The sequence below is a fragment of the Lactobacillus iners DSM 13335 genome, assembly GCF_000160875.1.
Taxonomy (GTDB): Bacteria; Bacillota; Bacilli; order Lactobacillales; family Lactobacillaceae; genus Lactobacillus; species Lactobacillus iners.
Map to the genome: position 1 here is coordinate 1 of NZ_GG700804.1, position 24,587 is coordinate 24,587.

The window sequence follows — 24,587 nt, forward strand, 5'->3', positions numbered from 1 at the left end:
CAGCTAACCGCTTATATTCAATAACTATATCTGATATCTTTTTAGCAGGTGAGAAATCATTTTCATCAGTCTTTTCAATTAGATACTTATTAATACTATCATTAGAATTTGGTTTAACTTCTAACGTATCATTGGCAGTTTCAACCTTTTGATAACCTACTATATTTTTAGCATCATATTTAGATAACTCAGCATTATCACTATATGTAACTACATTATCATTACTCTTAGACTTCGTTAACCATTGACCATACTCATCACTTATAGATGCAGAACGAAGATCTTTGTCTAATGCTATAGAAGATATCTTAGAAATACCTTCTGATTTTAAAATAATATATCTAATAAATTCAGCCTTTTGTACCGAAGTTGTTGATTGCCCGTCTTTTTTAATAATGATGTTACGTTGAATAGTTTCTGCAACTCTATTTTTATTTTGGGCATCAGCTGTGATTGTCTCCAATGATAACTTTAATGATGATTTATCTGCAAAATCTACATATATGCATGGATTTCCACTATCGTCGCATTCAAATCTATAAGATAAATTATCTGGTGCATCAGCAGGTATTGCAACAAAATCTTTAGGAGGTACTGGTTGATTTTCAGCCTTAAATATTTGTTGCCAATCCAATTGCTCTGGAACTAAAACTTTATATCCATGAAATTCATCTTTGAATCGTTCATTTTGTGATTTCAAAGTAATTTTCATAGTAATTGTAGTACTATGACCTGAAGAATCTTTGGCAGTAACTGTTCTTTCATATAATCCTGTAGAAAAATCGTTTGCAAAAGTTCCTGTCATTGTAAGAACATATGGATCCTTACTCGTTCCTTTAGGATTTTTAGCAAGATTCTTAATATATGTATCATGATCATTACTAAACCCTTTAATATCACCGCCAGCAATATTTACATCAGTAACAACATGCGAATTATCTGTTGCCTTAGCAAGTAATTTAAATTCTCTACCACAATATACTGTTATATTGTAACTATTATTAGATCCTTTAGTAACCACAACATCCTTACTCTTTGGATCACTTGACACAAGTTCTAGCGTTGGTGCCTTAGTATCTTGAACAATTAAATGACCTAAAATAGTTTTAGATGTTTTATCTGCAAACTCAGCCTTAATATGAACTTCTTTACCAGTATTTGCACTTGTTACCTTAGATTTATCTAATTCTTTATTATCAACAAATGTCCACTTAACACCTTTTGTAGCTTTACCTAATAAATTCTTAGTATCTTGGGATACAAAATCTTCAGGGTTTAATGATACACTATCATCATTTACTTCCACTGTTTTTGTGATACCTGTAAGAGTTTGATTATCAAATTGATCTGCTTGATCTTTAACAACAACAGTTAATTTCTTCGTACCTTTATTATTACTTGCATCGGTTGCATTTAATGTAATAGTGTGTTTACCTTTATCATTAAAAGTACCACTAATTACAGAAGTATAAGGTTTAGCTTTAGACCCTTCACCCTTATGATCAGATGTCAGCGATACTCCTTCATGTGTACCCTCAATAGTTATATTAGAAACATGATTGGAATTATCAACAGCACTTACATTTAAATTAAATGGTTCATTATTATAAACAGTTATCTGATCACCATTAACAACACACTTACCCTTTTCGGCTTTAGATACTGTAATCGCTGGTGCAGTAGTATCTTTAACTGTCAAGTGACCATATATTGTCTTAGTAGATTTATCACTAAAGGTGACAACAACACTTACTTTTTCATTTGTCTTAACTGTATCAATTTTTGGCTCTTTACCATCTGCAAATGTACAAGTTATACCATCTTTTGCAGAACTTAATTTTTTCAACGTTGCAGGATCAATGAAGTCTTGTGCTTGAGGTATGTTTGCAGAATTAATTTCAACAATTTTGGTTATTCCATTCAATTTATCATTATCAAATTGAGCAGACTGGTCCTTAACAATAAATTTGATCTTCAAATCATTGGTATTATCAACACCATCCCATGCACGAACATAAGATCCGTCTATTGTCTTGGTATGAGTATTTGGATCAAATTTTAAATCTTTTGAAAAACCACCTTCAATAGTAACCACATATGGATCATTGACTTTTCCTTTTTTGCCACGATACTGTGCTTGATATACATCATGATTATCAGTAATATCAGCAGCAGAACCGTGGAAACGTGCATCATTAATTATATTTGAATTATCAGTGGCTAAGGCTTGAATACTAAATTGTTCATTACGATATACAACAACAGTTGCAGTAGAGTTTTTATGTTTACTATCTGATGGAGTGCATGTTATTTCCCCTACTCTATTTTTCTTATTAGAATTAGTTTTTATTAATTTTAATGAAGGAACAGTAGTATCTTGAACTTTTAATGTACCGTTAATTACCTTGTGGGAACCATCACTAAATGTAACAGTAATTGGAACAGTTTCAGTCTTCACTTTATCAATAGTTGGCTGTTTTGCAAAAGCATAATTTTCAGTGCCATTAGCTGCATCTAACTTTTGTTTAGTTGCTTTATCAATAAAGTCTTCTGCCTTAGGCGTATAACCTGAGTTAACTTCAACTGTCTTAGTTGCTCCATTTAATTGATCACTATCAAATTGAGCAGACTGATTTTTAACTACAAATTTGAAATTAGTATCACCAGCATTATTGTTACCATCTACAGCATGGATTGTTCTTGAATAGCTACCCAATTTAGCTTGTGTACCAAAGCTACCACTAATATTTAAAACATACGGATCATGACCGTGATTATGATTACTATCATGATCAGTAGTAATTGTAAATTCGTTATGTGTAGCTGTATCTTTAGAAGTTAACTTAGCATCATTAACAACTTTAGAGTCATCTTTCACATTAGCATTAATATTGAAGTTTTCATTACGATATACTGTGATAGTTTTACTTTGATTATCAATTTGAACTGGTCCTGAATTAGTTCCTTTGACAAAGTTAACAGTTGGAGCATTCTTATCATTAACTATTAAAGTACCAATAATTTCCTTAGTAGATTTGTCACTGAAAGTAGCTATTACATGAACTTGTTTACCATCAGCAGACACTGCATCGGTACTTAATTCCTTCATATCTTTAAAACTATACGTTACGTTGCCATTTGCCTTTTTTAATAGAGACTTGGTAGCATCAGAAACATAACGCTCTACTTCATTTTGATTTATCTTGGTATGAAGAGTAACTGTCTGTGTCTGCCCTGTCAATGTTTGCCCATCAAATTGAGCTGCTTGTTCCTTAACATAGAATTTGAATGACGTATTACTACTATTGCCGGCTTTATCGGTAGCTTGAATTGTACGTGTATATTGGCCAGTTTTTGTAGTAGGAGTAAATGAGCCGAAAATAGTTAGTGTATATGGATCAGTGCCATGATCTTTTTTACTATCATGGTCGGTCGATGTTCCTTCCAAAGTTGTACCAGTCAATTTAACATCACTTACCAACTTAGAATTGTCATTGGCTTTAACATCAAAGCTAAATTTTTCATTACGATATGTTGTAATTGTCACTGACTTTTGATTGTTGCTAGTTTCAGTGCCAATTGTAATTTTATTGCCTGTAACATTTGGAGTCTCTTCAAATTTTACAGTAGGAGCTTTAGTATCCTGCACTATCAAGTGACCAGTAATTGTCTTAGTTGAACCATCACTGAACTTCGCAATGATCTTAACATCTGAAGGTTGATACTTGCCATTTGTTTTGGTTGATACGGTATTATTGGCTGGTTGCTTACCATCACTAGTAGTCCACGTATACTTTACGTCATTTGCAGCTTTTTTAAGTAAAGCTTGTGTTTTAGCATCCACAAAATCAGTCGGTGACAAAACTACATTATCATTAACTTCTACTGTTTTGGTAGCACCATTTAACTTATCGCCATCAAATTGAGCTGCTTGATCTAAAACATTAATAGTAAATTTAATATCACCTTCATGATTAGCACCATCCCATGTTTTGATCACCGCAGTACTTGTTCCTTTAGTAGTTGGCGTACCCGTTAATTGTATTTGATATGGATGACTCTCACTTACTGCTTTATTTCTATTGTGTTGTTGGTAATCACGGTCATTAGATGTCATCCAAGTTAAAGAACCATTATCCTTTGATAGTAGTACGTCCAAAATATGACCTGAATTATCATTAGCATTAACATTGACACCTAATTGTTCATTCACATAAGCAGTAATTGTTACTGAACTTTGTTTAGTATCACTTGGTTTTGTTGACTGGAGGTATTTATTATCTGATACTTTCACATGAGCGTCTGTTGATGCAAATTGCACCGTTGCTAAATGTGTATCTTGGACATTAAGTTTAGCGTTAACATCTATATAGGAGTTATCAGCAAAAGTCAACTTAATTACAGCATTCTGCTCTTTAATATTGGTATTATCGAAACCAGTTCCTTTATAAGTATACTTAACATTATTTGGTAATTTGACTCCCTTAGCTGTGACAAAGGTCTTAATATCTGGAATAGCTTCTTTTACTTCGATTGTTTGTGTATTACCTTGTAATAAATTCTTATATTTGTCACACTGTGGTAAAACATGGATTTCTAAATTGGCTGTTCCTGTATGATCAACATCATCCCATGCTGTAGCAGATACCTTATATGTTTGATTGACCATATTATTCGGCACCGTACCAGTAAGGTGAATAATATATGGATTATTACTTGTACCTTTACTATCACGCTTACCTTTTGTATCAGACTTATATTTAGTTTGGACTTGATCTTCATCTGAACTTATCCAATTTGGTAAAGTATTTCCATATTTTACACGCAAATCTTGCACAATATTACTATTATCATGAGCTTTAATTGCTACATCAAATTTTTCATTTGAATATACATTTAGTCGATAATTATTATTGCCTTCATTGACAATTTTATGATCTGTAGTATCAAACTCAACAATAGGGTTTTGCGTATCGTTAACAATTAACTTACCCTTAATCTCTAAAGTTGAATTATCCGTAAATTTAGCTACAACCGTAACATCTTTCGGAGTATTTCCTTTAGTTACATGATCATGGGCAGGAACACCATTTTTAAAGGTATAAGTAACTCCTGTTTTACCTGCTACACCTGATGGTGCCTTACCTAACATAGCTTTAGTACTATCGTCTACAAAATTATCAGGTTTTAAATGATCAGCAGTTTTATCATTAACTTCTACAGTCCAGGTTCTGCCTTTAACCTTATTCTGATAACGTCCTGCTTGATCTGCGACTACTACATTAACCTCTTGTGACACAGTCTTGGTATCATTACCATCCCAAGATTCAAATTTAATCTTGTAAGTTTTACCATCTTTAGATAATCCTTGACCATTCATCGTCAAAACATATGGTGTTTTATCGTCAACCTGCATCCCGCGATGATTTTTCTGATATTCATTATGATCTGTTGATAAACCTGTAACATTTGTACCACCATTCGTCAAGAAATCGTTCATCTTACTTGTCGTATCGGTTGCATTGACTTTAACTTGATATGGTTCATGATTATATACAGTCAACGTAGGATCAATTGCACCATTTTTACTATTCAAACTAAATGAAGCAGATCCATCTACTGGTTTAATATCAATAGTTGTATAACTCAAAGTATCTGCAGGTTTTAGAGTTAATTTGCGATACTGCATATTTGCTCGATCGCCTTTATGTTTAGCGGCATTAAATTGAATAGTAAAGCTTACATTTCCTGAATTATCAACTGTAATACCATTTTCACCATTTTTAATATCATAATGATCTTTATTAGCATCATAGATAGTCTTTTTGATATCTTGTTTTTCTTGCTCACTTAGAACAATCTGTTGTCCCTTAAATCTAATTGCAATTTTAGTTTTCTGAGCATAAGCTGCTGCAGGTATTACACGTACGTTAACAGATCTGATTTCACGGTTAGGTAAAAAGGCATTTAAGCCATCATCCATTTGGGTTTTATTACCATAAATATTAGTAATATCATCAGCTGTGAAATTAGGCATACCAGAACCAGCCCAAGCAATATTCATTTCAGAACCAGGTTTAGCAATAACTACACCAGATAATTCCATTCTTGCATTTTGGTGAACATATGGATTAGCAGCATTATTATCTGCGTCAACAGGTGTTTCTTTATAATCAGCGTTAAAAAGATTTTCATCAGCTTTTCCTAATTGCCAAGACAATGCAGACGTACTCTTATAGTCAGTAGACCACATGGCAAGACCCTGTTTATCATTTTTACTATTCAATGATATCTTAGTCTTTTCACCTTCATGAACTTCTACATAATCATTATGCGTTTGAGGATCAACTAAAATATTATTTTTCTTACCATTAATGGTAATACTTAGTTCTGGTTTAAAACGTAGTCCGCCCCACTGCATATAATTAACCGTAGTTTTATTTTCATAAGAGTGGTAACCAGCAGCATAATATGGATTATGAACATTAGTTGATTTAGGGTCATCAATTCTAGTATCAAAAGTGATTTTATATGTATTAGTATCGTCTTGTTTAGATTCAAACATATAAACACGGTCAGTGTTTTCTTGAATCAATTGTGCATAATCAATACGTTGGTAATCACTAGATTCACCTTTATTAAAGTCATACTTATATTTATATAAGTTATCAACAAATGGACCCATCTTAATGCCATCACGGCTGTTAGTAAATTGTGCTTCATCGCCCCATTCATCTTTATTAAGTTTGGTACAACCAGATTGTGGGTAATTAGATCCTTGCCAGTAATGCTTATAAATAATGTCTTTTAAAGTATGAGCTGATCCGATATAGTTCCATCTGCTAAAACTGCCACCGCCCCACCACAGATTGACACCGTTTCTAGTATATGTTTTCCAACTTTGCTTACCATAATATGTTTCTGGTCCTTGAGCAGTACCTGACACTCTATCTGCTGGCAAGAAATCATTTTGAGTTGCATTTTGCCAAATGTTATCAACAGTATATCCTCTACCAGTCAAAGTTTTACTATGACCTGATGCATCTGTAGAAACAATAGCTGCATCTGCAAATTTAACTCCATTTTTTGAATCGTTAGAGCTGACAATACTCTGACCTTTTGGCGTCGTGAAATAATAGTGACCACTTTTACGATCGGCATGCTGATGATTAAATTCAACTGTCCAATGATAACCTACTAACTTACCAGTTTGATCCTTAATTAGTGAATTCTTAACATAAACAGTATTATGAATCTCTTTAACAGTTGGTATTTCTTTAGCATTATTATGCGTACCATATAAAAAGGTACCAGGTTTATACAAGGCAAATACATCAGTACCAGTTGTATTTCCATCTGGACTTTGTGGCACGATGAACATGCCACGCTTATGCCAAAATACATAGTCCAACCATTTTCTGATTTGTTCTCTATTATTTGCAACATTAATACCTAATATGGCATTTTGATGAATTTCTTCATCTTTAACCATAACGTTGCCAGCTGTTTCATCTAAAATCTTGTTTCTATCATCATTATTCCAGCTCAAAGCATATTGTAAGAAAGCAATAGCTGAATTCTTTTCTTGTTGCAGTTTAAATTGGTCTGAATTAAATTCTTTAGCACTTAATGGCTTATGCAAGGATAAATTCTTAAGATCAAAATCACGATCTGCGTAACTGCGAGATTGTGGCATGGACTTGCCATGAGCATTAATTTGGATCTTAGGTAATTTATCTACTAATGCTAACATTCTCTTTGCATTAGTTTCATAATTATTGAGCTGTTCAGCCTTAAGATTTTTATTTTTCAAAAAGCTATCTAATTCAATTCCAAAATCAATAATTTTTTGTAACTCACCCTTATCAGCCTTAGTTTGATCAAGGTGCATTGTTTTATCAAACAGCTGATCCGATAAAGCTTTTAAATTATCAACAGAAACTGACTTGACAGATTCCTTTTTTGTCTTTTCTGCTGCTTCTTTTTTTGCCTGTAAAACAACAGTCTTTAGTCGATGAGCAGTATCTTTTTTTGCATCTTCAGAATAACTCTGAATAGCCGTTTTAGCTGTAGCTATCGCCAAATCAAGTTGTTGATTGGTTTTTGGGGTAATCTTATCAGAATTTAGATTCTCAGCAGTTGCTATGTGGGCTTTAAGTTCAGCATCTGTCTGATTTACCTTCTGATTAACCAATTTTTTATCTACCATTTTATTAGTGGTCTTCAAGCTTTCATTGGCTGCAGGCGGATTTTCCTGCTTTTTATTTACATCATATGTTCCATGCTTGGTGCTGCTATTTTCAGCAGCCAAAGCATTTAAATTATTCCAGTTTAAATACAGTGAAGTCGACAGTAAAACAGAAGCTGCTCCTATAGTAAGCTTTCGTATACTGAAGTGAGGTATTTGATGTGCCTCTTTCTGCAGTTTGCTTTGAATATTATTTTTTGATAGCTTCATTTTTAATACTTCTCCCATAATTAATTTTTGTTGCTACTCCTTAGTATACTCCAAATTCTATGTAAAGAAATAGCAAAAGAGCAAGTCTCATTGAAATCGTTGACAAATCAACCTTATGCATACCTTTTTTTGTTGCTATCATGCGTATTTTTAATGATTTTTTACTAATAAAAAAAAAAAAACATTAAAATCTACAGAGAGTAGCTAAACTACTACAGATCAGTAAATTATTAATGTAATTTCTCTATATATAAAATAATATTAATTCTTATCTGCTTTCAAGGCAGCCATTGTAACATAATTATATGGTTGATTATAATGAGGCAAGAAGAAGATATCTAGCAATTGTAACTTATCCATAGTCAATCCTTCCTGAATAGCTAGCGAGAACATATGAATAAGTTCATGCATATCATACAATGAAGCTAACTGTGCTCCTACGATACGATTAGTTTTCTTTTCATAAACGATTCTAATTTTAACTTTGGCATTTTCAGATGCTGGCATAAAATCTGGCAATTGCTTATCTTCATAATCAACATATTTAACTGACAAGCCAAATTTATCAGCTGCTTTGACGCTCAATCCAGTTGAAACCAACTTCAAATCATAAATTTCAATACCATTTGAGCCTTGAACTCCAGCACCTTCTATCACGGTACCTGCAGCATTATGTGCTCCTACAATTCCACTTCTAACAGCATTGGATGCTAAAGCAATATAAGTCGTGTCTTGCAGTGCATTAGAATAATTAGTTGCACAATCGCCTACCGCAAACACGTCAGGATCCGATGTTTGAAAATTGCGATTAACAAGATATGCCCCATTTGAAAACCGCTTTAAGTGGTCTCCGCCTAAAATGGCATTAGGTCTAAATCCAATGCAATTAATTACTATATCTGCTTGATACTTACCTTTATTTGTCTTTAAAGCACAAACATGTCCATCTTTACCAAGATATTCCTGTGCTAATTCTCCATAATGTGTTTCAATATCATGATCTCTTAAATTTTGATCCATTAAAGTAGAAAATTCAGGGTCATAATAACTAGACAAACACGTCTTCGCAGCATCAAATAATAATACTTGCTTTCCACGACGACGAGCAGCTTCGGCAATTTCAACACCTATATATCCTGCACCAACTACAGCAACAGTCTTCACATCACTTTTATCTAATTCCTGATCAACTGCCATCCCTTCTTGGAATAATTTCAAGAAATGAATACCTGCCAAATCTTTACCTGGCAAATCAGGTGCAATTGGAGCTGAACCCTCAGCTAAAATCAACTTGTCGTATGTTTCTGTGATTTCTGTATGATTTTTAATAGTTGCATAAACTATCTTATTTTCAAAATCAATTTTATTAACGGTAGTTTCCAAAGAAATACGTGCACCTTTGGCTTCAAAATCTGCTGGTTTAGTATAAAATAATTTTTTATAACTAGAAATTTGGCGTCCAACCCATAAAGCAGTACCACATCCTAAATAAGAAAGATTATTATTTCGGTCAATCATGATGACCTCATTATTTTTACCATAATTATCTAATAATGTATTTGCAGCAGCTATACCTGCATGATTAGTACCTACAATCACAAATTTCACTGTGATATCCTCCTTGTATTTACATAAATAAGAATACTTCTTATTAAGAATAAGTATAGCACTAGCAGGTATAAAAAGCTTGACAGGACTTTTACCTTAGTTAGATCTATTTTAAGCCTTGCCATTTCCATGAAACTACTTCAGGCATATCTTCACCATAATCTCTAATATATACATGGTGTTTATCTAAAAGTCTGTCTATTTGTTCTATGAATTCAGCATTAGTATCTGCTAAATTAGTCATCATCACTGCATCTTTAACTAAATGGAAACGATCAAGTTCATTTAAAACACGCATATCAAAAGGTGTCGTAATATCACCATTTTCTTCATAACAATGAATATGAATATCATCTTTACCACGACCACGTTCAAACCAAATCGATGACATCATTGGTTTAAATCCATGCCAAGCAAAAATAACAGGCACGCCTATCGGAAATAGTCGTTCAAATTCTTGATCGGAAATTGCCGCATTATTTTTAGATGTAGGCATTAATTTCATGACATCAATCACATTAATATAGCGAATCTTCAATTCAGGAAATTCTTTATGCAAAATATCAATTGCAGCCAACGTTTCAATGGTAGGCTCTGTTCCAGTAGAAGCAAACACAACATCAGGTTTTGCATTATGGTCTGTAGATGCCCAATCAATATATCCCAAGCCGTGATCAACTAAGCGTTTAGCTTCATCAATACTAAACCATTGCGGACGTGGTTGCTTGGATGTAACCAAAATATTAATACATTCACGATCTTTAAATGCCTTATCTGATACTGCTAAAAGCGAATTAGCATCTGCAGGTAAATATTCATGAACCAAATCTGCATGTCCCTTTTCAAATAAATGCGTCAATAAACCGGGATCTTGGTGGGTATATCCATTATGATCTTGCTGAAATACTGTTGAAGTATCAACAAAGTTCAAAGCTGGATAATATCTACGCCAAGCTTGTTCTTTAGCTTTACGTAACCATTTGAAATGTTGCGTTAACATCGAATCAACTACACGTCCAAATGCCTCATATGTTGCAAAAAAGCCATGACGACCTGTTAATACATATCCCTCAAGCCATCCTTCTGCTTGATGTTCTGATAATTGTGAATCAATAATTCTACCAGAATTGTTCAAATTTTCGTCATTAGGTTGATGGATTTTTTCCATCCATTGTCTTTTTTGATTATCTAGCAAATCGAATAAACGATTAGATTTGCACTCATCAGGGCCAAAACCTCTAAAATTATCGGGATTCAATTTAGCTATTGCATCCAAATATTTAGCCCACTCAACCATATCTTGTTTTTCAACAGAACCTGGTTGATCAAATTTCACAGCAAATTTTCTAAAATCAGGTAAATTTAAAGATTTTGGACTTAACCCGCCATTAGTAATGGGATTTTTAGCCATTCTATGTACACCTGTAAGCGTATTTTGCAATACTATCGGTTTTGGATAACCAGTATCTTCAAACAATTCTTCAGGATGATAACTCTTTAACCAATCGGTCAATAAATCTTTGTGTTCCATTTGCTTTTGACTAACTGGAATTGGTATTTGATGTGCTCTGAAACTATTTTCAATTGGATTGCCATCTAAATCAAACTTAGGACCTGTCCAACCTTTAGGTACTCTAAAGATAATCATCGGCCATGTTGGTAAGGAACTGTCGCCAGTTTCTCGTGCATGCGTTTGAATTGCTTTAATTTCTTCTATTACTTGGTCAAGTACATGAGCCATTTCATGATGAACTTGCATATGCGGTTTATAACCATTAAATTGTCCATCATTATATGCAGAAATAAAATATGGTTTCCAACCCATCCCTTCAAAATATTGTGTTAATTCCGCATCCGACATCCGCGACACAATCGTTGGATTTGATATCTTAAAACCATTAATTTGCAAAATAGGAATCACTGCCCCATCATGAATTGGATTAATGAATTTATCAGAAAACCAACTAGTAGCTAAAGGACCAGTTTCTGATTCACCATCACCTATTTCAACTGCCGCAATAACATCTGGATTATCTAAAATAGCACCTACACCATGTGATAAGCAATACCCTAATTCTCCACCTTCATGAATAGAACCTGGTGTTTCTGGTGCAGCATGTGATGCTATCCCACCTGGAAAACTGAATTGCTTAAATAACTTAGCCATTCCTTTTTCATCTTGCGTAATCTCAGGATATGTTTCAGTATATGAACCATCTAAATAAGAATTAGACACCATCACTTGACCACCATGACCAGATCCTTCAATATAGAACATATTCAAATTATATTTTTTGATAACTCGATTTAGATGTGCATAAATAAAATTTTGCGGAGCAATCGTTCCCCAATGACCTATCGGTTTAGGCTTAACATCGGTAGCAACTAAATCTTGCTTCAACAAAGGATTATTCATCAAAAAAAGTTGTCCAACGGACAAATAATTGGCTGCACGCCAATATGCATCAACAGATTTTAAATATTCTTCACTATCGTAATTCATCCTTACAACACCCCACTATACTCTATGTACATTTTCATGATAGTACATCATATATTTCAAATCAACCATTGTGTAAATTGATACCTACCAATTAAAGAATTGCATAATAAAAAAGCGATATTAATTCTATATCACTTTTCCTTCTCATTACTTATTTAAATTGACAAAACTATTGTACTTCATATATTTATAATGAACACGCATGTTAGATACTTCAAAAGGTGTACCATCATCTAAAAAGAAAATACCCTCAATAATACCTACCGGCTCATTAGGTTCTAACATTAATTTCACTTGATCTTCTAAAGTAGATGGTTCTACAGTAATAGTTAAAAACGACTTGGTTACTCGCTTATTTTTTTGATGCTCTAAATAATTAAATAAGGATTTTTTTAAAATATCAGGATTTAAATCTGGAGCAATTTTGATAGGTATAAAACCAGTTTCAATTAAAAATGGCTGATCGTCAAGCAAACGTAAACGTCTTATTTTATAAACAAAATCTGAACTAGTTAAGAACAAATCTTGTTTCAGATCATCATCCGTCTTAATTACTTGATAATCTAACAACTCAATATTTTGTGACTTACCTGGTACACTAAATGAATCTGTTATACCTAAATTAGAACCTTCATATTTAAATAATCCTCTATTTTTTAGATAAAGCGGATTAATAAATGTCCCACTACCTCTTTTTTTAAATACTATCCCCTCTTGAGCTAGCAATTCCAAAGCACGCTTCATTGAGGAGCGACTAACTTGATAGTGCTCACTTAAACTACGCTCGTCTGGCAGTCGCATTCCATCATACTCTTTATTAACAATTTTTTCCTTAATATCGTGCATAATTGTACGATAAACTAAATCAGCCATTATTTTTTCTCCATCTCAGCGGATTGTGTAACCTTTAAAAACCAATCGGTAAATATTTTGTGATCAACTGCTACAGCAATTTCTGCATTGTACTTAGTGCAAGCTTTATCACTAAAATCAATAACACTAGCACCATAAGTATATTTACCAGTTAATTCTATCTCAACATGTGCACGACTAAATGTATACATTTGAGGATCCAATAACATACCAATAGCAGTAGCATCATAAATTTCAGTACCACCACTCACGCTTTCTTCGTTGATACCTGTTAAAATACCATATAGCATCTCACCTACTCTACCATGTGCTTTAATGCTACTCATATCATCAGGCAATATAGCAGCTTGACGGCCTATTTCAAGCGGTGCCACTACAATCTTTAATCCACTATTGAAAACGATTGCAGCTGCTTCTGGATCACATGCAATATTATATTCTGCAAGCGGCGTATAATTTCCACGACCTATATTGCATCCCATAATAAATAATTTATCTATTTTACTAATATCTTCAGGATATTGCTTAAATAATAATGCAAAATCAGTCAGAGGACCCAATGCTACCAAAGTAACTTTTTCCTTCTGCTTATTAATTTCTTGATGCATTAACTCAATAGCATTGCCACTCTTGAGCAATGATAAATCAGCTTCAGGAAATTGATAACCTACCATCCCACTTACTCCATGAACATCTGCTGCTGAAATAGCATCACGAATAAGCGGAGCAGCTGAGCCTTTGACAACTGGAACTGTAGTTTTTAAAAATGTTTCTAATCTCAAGGCATTATCTAGCGTATGCTTTAAAGACACATTTCCCCATGTAGCTACAATCATACGCACATCAAGTTCCTGTGCAAATAAGCTTATAGTAAGAGCAGCCGCATCGTCAATACCAGGATCAGTACTGATAATTAAAGGTATTCTCTTCATGTATACATCCCTTCCCAAACTTTGTATAGATTAATTATGCACTAATAACATTAAAAAAAAAAGACTTGATAACAATCAGTCTTTATAATAATCATCTTTAATTCTAACGTTTTCTGATTTCTATTTTTCCATCACTATGAGCAATAATAACTTCATTGCATATATTTAAAAATAAGCCATGTTCAACAACACCAACTACGCTATCCAAATAATGTGCTAACACATTAGGAAATGGAATAGGATCAACATGTAGATCAATTATGAAATTTCCATAATGTGTAATATATCTTTTTCCATTGTCATCCAAACGATATTTTGGCAATAATCCTTCTTGACTAAAGGTTCTAAAATTCTGCTCACATGAAATAGGCAACACCTCAACAGGTAATGCAAAGCCTTTTAAGCGATCAACAAATTTAGTTTCATCAACAATCCATATATTTTTTTTAGAATTAACAGCTACATTCTTTTCTAAAGTTAAGGCACCTCCTCCACCTTTAATACCATTAAGGTTAAGATCAACCCGATCGGCACCATCAACAGTTAAATCAATTTGATCAACTTCAGATAACTCATTAACTTTAAAGCCTTGCTTTTCTAATTGAGCACGAGAGCGATTAGAAGTGGTAACAATAGCTTTTAAGTTTAAAGCTTTTTCCCTATTTATTTTAGCCAACTCATCAATAAAAAATGCTACCGTGGAACCTGTGCCAACACCTAACACAGAATTAGGCTCAACCATCAAGGCTGCTTTTTTAGCTGCTTCTTGCTTTAATTCATCTTGCTTAGTTTTTTGCATAATTAATCTCCTTTAAAGCTGCTTCAACAATATCTCGCTTAGGAATAGAAGGAAATGCTCCTAACTTTTGCACAGCAAAAGATGACGATAATGAAGCATAAATTGCACTAGCTTCAATATTTGCAAAATCCGCTTGCAATTCACTCGATAATGCTCCAATAAACGTATCACCCGCTGCAGTTGTATCGACAGCTTTAACTTTAAATGCTGGAATCAATTTGCTAACTTTACTGGTCGAAACAAAGCATCCCTTTTCACCTAAAGTTATAATAACGCCATCAATGCCCAACTGATGATAAAACTCAGCACTTCTTTTCATAGAATCTAAATCGGTAACTCTAATACCCGTAATAATTTCACTTTCGGTTTCATTTGGGGTAATCAAATCTGTTACCTTTAATAATTCTTCAGGTATATTAGCTTTAGCTGGTGCAGGGTTCAAAATAGTTTTTTTGCCTGCTTGATGTGCTAATTTGAAAGCTAATATTGTAGGAGCAAGCGGCGTTTCAAATTGGGCTATCACAAAATCACTTGTTTGGATTTCATCTTTGGCTTGCATAATATCCGCTTCAGTCAAATCATAATTTGCTCCATGTTGAATAATTATTGAATTTTGTCCAGTTTCTTGTAATAAAATATATGCCTGACCAGTTTGTTGCTTTTTAGTAACATTAATATATGCAGTATCAATCTCATTTTCAGAAAATTCTCGCAACATATATTCACCATTACTATCATCACCAACGCGACCGACAAACACAGTCTTATTTCCTGCTCTAGCAGAAGCGATGGCCTGATTGGCACCCTTACCTCCTGCAGCTTGAGAAAATGCACTCATTGCTACAGTTTCCCCAGGTTTAGGTAAAGCCTTTATATGCATAATATTATCGACATTAATTGATCCGATAATTGTTACTTTCTTCATTATATCTACTCCAATTTAAGACTAATTTCTTATAAAATATCAATATAGATTATTATAACATTAATATGTATAGTCGAAAATTATCACTAATTTTGATACCATAAGTTAAGTAATGATATCTAATATTTTTAAAAAAAAGAGGTAAAAATTAATATGAATGCAATTTTAACAGTTTATGGTCAAGATAAAGTAGGAATTATTGCCCAGACAAGTACTTATCTTGCTGAACAAAAAATCAATATATTAGATGTGTCACAAACAATTATGGGAAATAATTTTGTCATGATGATGAGTGTACAATTACCAAAGGGAGCTGATTTTATGGTTATTAACCAAGGATTAGCTCAAATAGCTAAAAATTTATCTGTCGAAATAAATCTAAGAAATAATGAATTGTACGATGCGATGCATCAAATTTAATTTAAGGAATAATCGAAATGGAAATAAATAAAATTTTTGAAACAAGTAATATGATTTCACAAGAAAATTTAGATATCAGAACAATTACAATGGGAATCTCACTTCTTGATTGTATTGATAGCGATAGTGATGTTGCTTGTCAAAAAATATACAATAAAATCATGAAGAATGCTCAAAATTTAGTGAAGGTAGGTAGAGAAATCGAAGCAGAATATGGTATACCTATCACTAATAAGCGTGTCTCTGTAACACCTATTTCACTAATCGCTGCTGCTTGCAAAGATCAAGATTATGTTAAATATGCCAAAACACTAGATAGAGCTGCTCAAGAATTAGGAATTGATTTTATCGGTGGCTTTAGTGCCCTTGTACAAAAAGGATACCAAAAAGGTGATCATATCCTAATTAAGTCATTACCTCAAGCATTAGCTGAAACTAAATATGTTTGTGCTTCTGTGAATGTTGGATCTACAAAAAGTGGCATCAACATGGATGCAGTTAAAGAAATGGGAGATATTATCGTAGCTGGCTCTAAACTCAATTTCATGACTAATGCAAAATTAGTTGTCTTTTGTAACGCAGTAGAAGATAATCCTTTCATGGCTGGAGGATTTCATGGTATCAGTGAACCAGATGTAGTAATTAACACAGGTGTCTCAGGTCCCGGTGTTGTAAAAGCAGCATTAGAACAAATTAAAGGTCAATCAATGGATATTGTAGCCGAAACCATCAAGAAAACTGCTTTTAAAATAACTCGTATGGGACAATTAGTAGGAACCATTGCTGCAGATAAATTAAATGTGCCATTTGGTATTGTCGATTTATCATTAGCACCTACTCCCGCTGTCGGTGACTCAGTTGCTGAAGTTTTAGAAGAAATAGGCTTAGAGCAAGTTGGCACACATGGGACCACTGCATGTTTAGCAATGCTCAATGATGCTGTTAAAAAAGGTGGTATTATGGCATGTAGTCATGTGGGGGGATTATCAGGTGCATTCATTCCTGTATCTGAAGATGCTGGGATGATTAGTGCTGTTAATAACCATTGTCTAAATATCGAAAAGCTTGAAGCAATGACTGCTGTCTGCTCCGTCGGACTAGATATGATAGCTATTCCTGGCAATACACCAGCAAGTACAATTAGTGCCATGATTGCTGATGAAGCAGCTATTGGAATGATCAATGCCAAAACAACAGCTGTGCGGGTAATCCCTGTACCAGGCAAAAAAGTGGGCGACTTTGTTGAATTTGGTGGGCTTTTAGGACACGCTCCGATTATGCAAGTAAATGAAGCCTCAAGCCAAGATATGATTGCTCGTGGTGGTACGATTCCAGCTCCTATCCATAGCTTTAAAAACTAAAATCATAAAAATATCTTTATCATATATCGACTTTCAAAGTTAAAATTAAAATCTAGCATTGAAAGTCGATATTTTTTAATTATAATTAACTAAACTACAGCAAAAAAGCGTAGTAGTCAGAACACTACCACGCTTTTAGACTTTTTTGATTACTTATAAAACTTATTTTCTAAATATACTGTACCTTTTTTAGAAACCCATTGATTACCACCAAGATTGTACCATACATCGGAATTATGGTAGTATATTTTCAAAACTTTCCACGATGAACCATTAGGCAAACACTTACCTGTCGGTTTAATACCTGGTGCTGCCCACACTCTAATACCAGCATTAGAATTACATCTTACTTTAATAATAGGGCAATCCTCATATTCTCTATAGTCACATAAATCATATATTCCCTCTTCCATACTTGTGATATTAGCTACCATATATGATCCATCAACCCATTGATTACCACCAAGATTATACCATCGCAACTGAACACCAGGCATACCTGAAGGGCATCGATAGATTTTAAAAATTTTCCAAGACCGTACATTAGGATCAATATCTTTAATAACTTTGCCAAATGGTTTATCTAATACAGAAGTTGGATTAGCTTTCGGTGAATAAACAGAACCTACACCTCTGATATTAGTCGTTATTCCAACATAATTTTCATTAACCCATTGATTACCACCAAGATTGTACCATTTAGGTGCATGTACATCACCATATTTTTTTACACTATCACAGCATTTAAACACCTTCCAATTAGTACCAGGTGCAAGATAGCGAATCACATTACCATTAGGCTTATCACATACAGCTACTTTAGTATCACCATTAATGACATTAGCAATACCTTTAATACCAAAAATAACATAAGAAGCTAACTTGATTGTAAGATCTTTTTCACTAACCCATTGATTACCACCAAGATTGTACCAATTATTGTCAACATCATAATATTTTTTGAAAATTTTCCAATTGGTGCCCGGTTCAAGATATCTTACTACATTACCATTTGGTTGATCATATACAGCTACTTGCTTATCACTATCAACTGTCCGACCTGTGCCATTAAGACTAATAACCATATTACTTTTTGTTGACTCAATATTTTTTGCATTAGCAATTTCTGTGGCAGCAGATACTTTACTAATATCCTTATTCCCAATAGCAGTATCTGCTAAAGAAAGTAATGCTCCAGCACATAACATCGAACATATTGATATTTTAGTATACTTCATAGCTAATCACCTCACTATAATAATCCATCTTTTGCCTAAAATTATAATTTCTTTTTTTAGAAGATACAATACTAATATTATATTTTTTTAAAAAAAGCAATATAATATAAACCTCAAAATTTAGACATAATAAAAACCCCGAAATTATTGTCCGAATTTCGGGGTTCCTATCACACATCAAAATATGATTTTAACAAAATTACTATTTTTTATTATTTCTTACGTCTCGTATAACATTATGCAATGATAGAACAAACGCTAAGAAAATCAATATAGCTTTTATATACGGGTATTGATCCAAAAATGTAAATCCACTATTAAAGGAGATAAAGTATACCACTAAAACTATAACTACTATTAGTGCACTTTTAACAATAACTTTAGACATATCAGTACACCTTCACTTCCATATCCCAACTAAAAAATATTTACACACACCCAGGCGACCATATTTTTACATATTTTTCTTTGTTGGTCAACAAAAAAATATAATACTATTAAATAAATTAGTAAATAAAATTAAAAAGCGTAGCAACTTTAAATAATTGCTACGCTAAAAATTTATTGATTAATCGTCATTCTTAGGTGCTTGATCCAATTCAGCAGACATCATCCAAATTCTCTTCTCAACTGAAGTATTGAACAAAATCAACATATCATTGGTAGAATCATCACCTTCTTCAGCACTGATTCTAATTCCTTTTTGATATAGATCACGAAGTTGTCTTAAATCATCAACAATAATACTGAATCTCTCATTAATTGTTAAATTATAATCACCTTCACTCTCTTTAATTTTGCTCTTTTCTAAGACTTCTTTTAAACTAGAACATGGATTTCCATCTAAGATAACAATTCTTTCTGCAGCTAAATCTAATTGTTCAGATAATTCATCCATTACCTCATCCAGATACGGATGCAATTTTAGAAAACGTTCACCTCTCATATACCAATGATGTTGATGTACAACTAAGTGCAATTTAATTAAATCGGCAACTGCTTCATTCAATATTTCTTTTGTCTTTGGATATTTCATTAATATTACCTCCGTATTTCATAATATATATTAATTATAACGTGAGGCGTAACAATCACATAATGATATGCACTTTTTTATCCAATAGCACCTTCCATTTGAAAACTAATTAAGCGATTGAGTTCAACAGCATATTCCATAGGCAATTGTTGCGTAAAAGGTTCAACAAATCCCATAATTATCATCTCGGTAGCCTTACGTTCAGAAATACCTCGACTCATCAAATAATACAATTGCTCTTCCGAAATTTTAGATACAGTTGCTTCATGTTCCATCGCTACATTAGAATTTTCAATAGCATTGGTTGGAATCGTATCAGAAGATGACATGTCGTCCATAATAATAGTGTCACATTCAACATGCGACTTTGAACCGCTTGAATTTTTACTAAAATCAACAGTTCCTCTATAATCAGTAGAACCGCCACCACGGGCAATTGATTTTGAAACAATGGAACTCGAAGTATTGGGAGCATTATGTAACATACGTGCACCAGAATCTTGATGCACACCATGATGAGCTACTGCAATAGATAACATCGTACCCTTGGCACCCTCACCATTTAAGTAAACACTTGGATATTTCATAGTAACTTTAGCACCCAAATTACCATCAACCCATTCCATAGTTGCATTCTTTTGAGCTTGTGCTTTTTTAGTTTCTAAACTATAAACATTATCAGACCAATTCTGAATAGTAGTATAGCGACAATATGCACCTTCTAAAACATTAACTTCCACGACTGCAGCATGCAAGCTATCAGAAGAATATTGCGGTGCTGTACATCCTTCAACATAATCAAGATGAGCATCTTGATCAACGATAATTAATGTTCGCTCAAATTGACCCGAGTTTTCAGCATTTAAACGAAAATATGCTTGAATAGGCGTATTAACTTTTACACCCTTAGGGACATAAATAAATGACCCTCCAGACCAAACGGCACAATTTAAAGCGGCAAATTTATTATCAGTTGGATGAGCAATTTTTCCAAAATATTTTTTAAAGATATCAGGATATTCTTTTAAAGCACTATCCGTATCCATAAAAATAATACCTAATTTATCAAATTGCTTTTTCATATTATGATAAACCATTTCTGACTCATATTGTGCAGCAGAACCAGCTAAATATTTACGCTCTGCTTGAGGTACACCCAATTTTTCGAAGGTTAACTTAATATCTTCTGGAACATCGTTCCAATCACGATACTTTTTATCTGTTACCTTTTGATAATAAAGCATATTTTCTAAATCTAACCCACTAAGATCGGGTCCAATACTTGGGAAAGGCATTTTTTGATAAATTTGATAAGCCTGCAATCGATAATCTAACATCCATTTAGGCTCATTTTTTTCAGCAGAAATTTTTCGTACAATTTCTTCTGTTAAACCACGACCAGTAGAAAATTTTGGCTTTATATTATCATGAAAGCCAAATTGATAAGCATCATCATTTACCAAATCCTCGGCTGTTGCCATTTTATGCTTCCTTTCTCAATCCTAATAATATTCTATCCAATCCCCACCAAGCAATAGTAACGCACTTAATTCTGGCTGGAAATTGCATAACTGACTCTAAAACTTTAGCATCCCCTAATGCTTCCATCTGTGATTCAGACTGTTTTTTGCCTAAAGCAATAGCAGATATTGTTTTAGATAAAGATATTGCCTGTTCAACTGATTTTCCTTTAATTACTTTAGTCATCATATCAGCTGATGCTTGACTTAAAGTGCATCCCTCTCCAGTAAATGATGCATCAATAATCTTATCATTTTCTAGACATACAAATAGTTTCAATTTATCACCACAGTTAGGATTATAAACATCAGTCGTCAACGTGGGAAGCTCTATTTCTCGCTTATTGCGTGGATGTTGCCCATAATCTAAAATAACTTCACGATATAATTGATTCAATCTTTCAATTCCCATGATTAAAAAAATCCTTTGCTTTTTCAATTGCTTCAACTAATATATCAATATCTTTTTCAGTATTATAAATATAAAAACTAGCTCTAACTGTAGCAATAACTCCCAAATCCGTCATTAATGGTTCTGCACAATGATGACCAGCTCTAACTTCAACACCTTCAGCATCTAAAATCGTAGCCAAATCATGAGCATGAATTTTATCCAGATTAAATGAAAAAATAGGCAATCGTTCTTTACTAGTTAATGGACCATAGATTGTCAAAGCAGTAATTTTTTTAAGAGCATTTAGTGCACAATCTGTCAATTCTTGCTCATATTCAGTAATCGTTTGAAAACTTATTTTATTTAAATAGTCAATAGCTGCACCTAACCCTCTCACACCTGCTATATTGGGAGTTCCAGCTTCAAATTTAAAAGGTATCTCTGCCCAACTACTAGTAAAACGACTAACATGTTCAATCATCTCACCACCATACATAACTGGTGTCATCTTTTCTAATAAATATTTGCGTCCATACAAAACACCTACACCAGTGGGGGCTAGCATTTTATGACCTGAAAAAGCATAAAAATCAGCCTCTAATTGTTGCACATCGATTGGAATATGCCCAACAGCTTGTGCACCATCAACCACCATAATGGCACCAACCTTGTGTGCTAAACTTGCTAATTTCTTAATTGGATTAATCACTCCAAGTACATTACTAACATGCACTGCAGCTACTAGCTTAGTTTTACTCGTTATTTTTTGAGCAGCATCATTCATATCTAATCTGCCATCAGGCGTTAATTCGATAAATTTAAGTTTGGCCTTTTTTCGTAGTGCTAATTGTTGCCACGGAATTAAATTACTATGATGTTCCATAGCTGTAATAACTATTTCATCACCAGCACTAATAAATGATTCACCCCAACTTAAAGCCACCAGATTTAAACTGGCAGTACAACCTGAAGTAAAAATAATCTCACTAGTGTCCGCAGCATTGATAAACTTTTGCACCTTTTTACGAACAGTTTCATATATTTGGGTAGCTTTTATGGCTAAAGTATGACTGCTTCGATGAACATTACTATATGCATCGTGATAAAAAGTGTCACAAGCTGTCAAAACTTCTTTTGGCATTTGTACAGTGGCTGCATTATCCAAATAAATTAACTTTTCATCGTTAATCTTCTTTTTTAAAATGGGAAAATCATTTCTGATCTTTTCGATATCTATTTTGTCCATTAATCAATTTTCTTTCCAAAATATTAATCATTTCATGTCTAACATCAACTGCTGGTATAGCATCTAAAACTGCACCCAAAAAGCCTCGAATTACTAACCGCTCTGCTTGATCAAATGGGATACCTCTACTCATTAAATAATTCATCTGAATAGGATCTACTGGTCCGACACTAGCTGCATGAGCTGCTATTACGTCATTTTCATCAATTAATAATAAAGGATTAGCATCACCATGGGCATTATCTGACATCATCAAAATACGATTTTGCTGATCAGCCTTTGAGCCATGAGCACCATGCTTTATTTGACCGATACCATTAAAAATTAACCTAGAATTATCCAATAAAACACCACGTTGATTAATCAGACCGGTAGAATGAGGTCCACGATTGATAACTCGATTATTAATCCCGACATGTTGTTTATCTGTGGTAACTGCTATCGCTTTTGAATAAGCATAACTACCATCACCGATTAGCTCAGAATCAATATTACCTACTGTATTACAATCATTCATCAACCCTACTGCCCATTCAACATAAGCATCACGCATTATATTAGCTCGCTTATTAAAATATAAGGTAGTATTTTTTCCTATTTCTTCTAAAGAAGAAAACTCCACATGGCTGCCATCTTCTGCCCAAATTTCTACTGCCATATTCATAGTATTATGACAGCTACCAATCGTTTTTAAATGTTGCACAAATTTAAGCTTACTATTTTGACCAACAACGATTAAAAGATGTGGATTAAAAGATGTTTCAGATCTACTATCTTGTACTAAATCAGCTTTAATCGGAATATTAATTTCAACATTTTTAGGTACATATAAAAATAATCCAGCATTAACAAAAGCTTGATGATAAGCAGTAATTCTATCCTCATCCACTTTAATTACTTCTGTCATAAAATATTTTTTAATCATTTCTGGATATTCTTTTAAAGCAGTAAAAATATCAGTAAATATAACACCTTGCTTTTGATATTTTTGGGGCAAATTTAAAGAACAGGTAGTCTGTCCAATCTGCAAAACATTAAACTCATTTGTAGTTACTGCATTTTTTTCTATGGATTCTGCTATTTGCAAATCTATGTCATGCTTACTAAAAAAAGGCCAATTATCAAATTTGAATCTTTGCATTTGAGGTAAATCTATATTATTAAGCAATAATTTTTGAGCCGCCAATCTTTTTTCAATAAACCAAGCTGGTTCTTGATGATTATATGCTACTTGTCTCAACCTAGAAGCTTGCTGATCATCCATGATTTACACC

Annotated in this window: 15 protein-coding genes; 2 read left to right on the forward strand and 13 right to left on the reverse strand. The window is 33.4% G+C overall.

Annotation, left to right across the window (positions count from 1 at the left end):
* The 7 genes from HMPREF0520_RS01560 to rbsK all read right to left on the reverse strand — a co-directional run.
* Nucleotides 1–8,458: sialoglycan-binding domain-containing protein (locus HMPREF0520_RS01560; RefSeq protein ID WP_035514790.1), on the reverse strand; the 8,458-nt coding region annotated here is incomplete at its 3' end.
* Between the two features lie 261 nt (nt 8,459–8,719).
* Nucleotides 8,720–10,066, reverse strand: a complete 1,347-nt coding sequence (gene nox, locus HMPREF0520_RS01565; RefSeq protein WP_006729147.1) for a H2O-forming NADH oxidase — start codon at nt 10,064–10,066, stop codon at nt 8,720–8,722.
* A 106-nt stretch (nt 10,067–10,172) separates the two neighbouring features.
* Complete coding sequence (locus HMPREF0520_RS01570) at nt 10,173–12,569, reverse strand: phosphoketolase family protein (RefSeq protein WP_006729148.1); 2,397 nt, start codon at nt 12,567–12,569, stop codon at nt 10,173–10,175.
* A 147-nt stretch (nt 12,570–12,716) separates the two neighbouring features.
* A complete protein-coding gene (locus tag HMPREF0520_RS01575; RefSeq protein WP_006729149.1) occupies nt 12,717–13,442 on the reverse strand; it encodes a GntR family transcriptional regulator in 726 nt (241 codons plus the stop codon).
* Nucleotides 13,442–14,374: a nucleoside hydrolase gene (locus HMPREF0520_RS01580; protein WP_006729150.1), complete on the reverse strand. Its 933-nt coding sequence runs from the start codon at nt 14,372–14,374 to the stop codon at nt 13,442–13,444. The genes HMPREF0520_RS01575 and HMPREF0520_RS01580 overlap by 1 nt, the downstream gene beginning before the upstream one ends.
* A gap of 103 nt (nt 14,375–14,477) precedes the next feature.
* Nucleotides 14,478–15,173: a ribose-5-phosphate isomerase RpiA gene (rpiA, locus tag HMPREF0520_RS01585; RefSeq protein WP_006729151.1), complete on the reverse strand. Its 696-nt coding sequence runs from the start codon at nt 15,171–15,173 to the stop codon at nt 14,478–14,480.
* Complete coding sequence (gene rbsK / locus HMPREF0520_RS01590) at nt 15,160–16,098, reverse strand: ribokinase (RefSeq protein ID WP_006729152.1); 939 nt, start codon at nt 16,096–16,098, stop codon at nt 15,160–15,162. The genes rpiA and rbsK overlap by 14 nt, the downstream gene beginning before the upstream one ends.
* Before the next feature lie 153 nt (nt 16,099–16,251).
* Here rbsK and HMPREF0520_RS01595 point away from each other — a divergent pair, with 153 nt between their 5' ends.
* Nucleotides 16,252–16,518 (forward strand): ACT domain-containing protein, encoded by a 267-nt coding sequence (locus tag HMPREF0520_RS01595; RefSeq protein ID WP_006729153.1) that lies wholly within the window; start codon nt 16,252–16,254, stop codon nt 16,516–16,518.
* A 17-nt stretch (nt 16,519–16,535) separates the two neighbouring features.
* Nucleotides 16,536–17,879 carry a PFL family protein gene (locus HMPREF0520_RS01600; RefSeq protein WP_006729154.1) on the forward strand — a complete coding sequence of 448 codons (1,344 nt, stop codon included), beginning with the start codon at nt 16,536–16,538 and terminating at the stop codon, nt 17,877–17,879.
* A gap of 149 nt (nt 17,880–18,028) precedes the next feature.
* Here HMPREF0520_RS01600 and HMPREF0520_RS01605 read toward each other — a convergent pair whose 3' ends face one another.
* From HMPREF0520_RS01605 to sufD, 6 genes are all read right to left on the reverse strand, one after another.
* Nucleotides 18,029–19,117, reverse strand: a complete 1,089-nt coding sequence (locus HMPREF0520_RS01605; protein WP_010222424.1) for a hypothetical protein — start codon at nt 19,115–19,117, stop codon at nt 18,029–18,031.
* 568 nt (nt 19,118–19,685) lie between these two features.
* Nucleotides 19,686–20,153 (reverse strand): Dps family protein, encoded by a 468-nt coding sequence (locus HMPREF0520_RS01615; protein WP_006729157.1) that lies wholly within the window; start codon nt 20,151–20,153, stop codon nt 19,686–19,688.
* Between the two features lie 77 nt (nt 20,154–20,230).
* Nucleotides 20,231–21,634: a Fe-S cluster assembly protein SufB gene (sufB, locus tag HMPREF0520_RS01620; RefSeq protein WP_006729158.1), complete on the reverse strand. Its 1,404-nt coding sequence runs from the start codon at nt 21,632–21,634 to the stop codon at nt 20,231–20,233.
* Between the two features lies 1 nt (nt 21,635).
* The gene (gene sufU / locus HMPREF0520_RS01625; protein WP_006729159.1) at nt 21,636–22,085 is read right to left on the reverse strand and encodes a Fe-S cluster assembly sulfur transfer protein SufU; all 450 of its coding nucleotides are present in this window, start codon (nt 22,083–22,085) and stop codon (nt 21,636–21,638) included.
* Nucleotides 22,075–23,313, reverse strand: a complete 1,239-nt coding sequence (locus HMPREF0520_RS01630; protein ID WP_006729160.1) for a cysteine desulfurase — start codon at nt 23,311–23,313, stop codon at nt 22,075–22,077. The genes sufU and HMPREF0520_RS01630 overlap by 11 nt, the downstream gene beginning before the upstream one ends.
* On the reverse strand, nt 23,279–24,577 hold the full coding sequence (gene sufD / locus HMPREF0520_RS01635; protein WP_006729161.1) for a Fe-S cluster assembly protein SufD: 1,299 nt from the start codon (nt 24,575–24,577) through the stop codon (nt 23,279–23,281). The genes HMPREF0520_RS01630 and sufD overlap by 35 nt, the downstream gene beginning before the upstream one ends.
* Nucleotides 24,578–24,587 lie beyond the last annotated feature (10 nt).

Coding starts and splice junctions, on each gene's coding strand:
- HMPREF0520_RS01600 (WP_006729154.1), top strand. CDS start 16,536: ATGGAAATAAATAAAATTTTTGAAACAAGTAATATGATTTCACAAGAA.
- rpiA (WP_006729151.1), bottom strand. CDS start 15,173: ATGCAAAAAACTAAGCAAGATGAATTAAAGCAAGAAGCAGCTAAAAAA.
- HMPREF0520_RS01630 (WP_006729160.1), bottom strand. CDS start 23,313: ATGGACAAAATAGATATCGAAAAGATCAGAAATGATTTTCCCATTTTA.
- sufU (WP_006729159.1), bottom strand. CDS start 22,085: ATGGGAATTGAAAGATTGAATCAATTATATCGTGAAGTTATTTTAGAT.
- sufB (WP_006729158.1), bottom strand. CDS start 21,634: ATGGCAACAGCCGAGGATTTGGTAAATGATGATGCTTATCAATTTGGC.
- sufD (WP_006729161.1), bottom strand. CDS start 24,577: ATGGATGATCAGCAAGCTTCTAGGTTGAGACAAGTAGCATATAATCAT.
- HMPREF0520_RS01605 (WP_010222424.1), bottom strand. CDS start 19,117: ATGAAGTATACTAAAATATCAATATGTTCGATGTTATGTGCTGGAGCA.
- HMPREF0520_RS01615 (WP_006729157.1), bottom strand. CDS start 20,153: ATGAAATATCCAAAGACAAAAGAAATATTGAATGAAGCAGTTGCCGAT.
- rbsK (WP_006729152.1), bottom strand. CDS start 16,098: ATGAAGAAAGTAACAATTATCGGATCAATTAATGTCGATAATATTATG.
- HMPREF0520_RS01595 (WP_006729153.1), top strand. CDS start 16,252: ATGAATGCAATTTTAACAGTTTATGGTCAAGATAAAGTAGGAATTATT.
- HMPREF0520_RS01570 (WP_006729148.1), bottom strand. CDS start 12,569: ATGAATTACGATAGTGAAGAATATTTAAAATCTGTTGATGCATATTGG.
- HMPREF0520_RS01580 (WP_006729150.1), bottom strand. CDS start 14,374: ATGAAGAGAATACCTTTAATTATCAGTACTGATCCTGGTATTGACGAT.
- HMPREF0520_RS01575 (WP_006729149.1), bottom strand. CDS start 13,442: ATGGCTGATTTAGTTTATCGTACAATTATGCACGATATTAAGGAAAAA.